This is a genomic window from Mycobacterium sp. NGS67, assembly GCF_059812185.1.
Map to the genome: position 1 here is coordinate 1 of NZ_JCALCF010000106.1, position 222 is coordinate 222.

Annotated in this window: 1 protein-coding gene; it reads left to right on the plus strand. The window is 68.9% G+C overall.

The genetic code is table 11. The features are described from left to right. A partial coding sequence (locus tag AC5Y4D_RS27435) for a PPE domain-containing protein (protein ID WP_500038789.1) occupies positions 1-222 on the plus strand: 222 nt, incomplete at both ends.

Here is a 222-nt window from a genome sequence, read left to right on the forward strand (position 1 = left end):
TTTTCAGGCGGTGACGTCGGGGCTTGTCAACGATGCTTGGCAGGGGCCGGCGTCGGCGGCGATGGCGGCTGCGGCGACCCCGTATACGGCGTGGCTGTCTGCGGCCGGCGCTGCGGCCGAGGAAGCTGCTGTGCAGGCGCAGGCGGTGGTCTCGGCTTATGAGGCGGCGCGGTCGATGATTGTGCACCCGGCGTTGATTGCGGGCAACCGCAATTCGCTGGT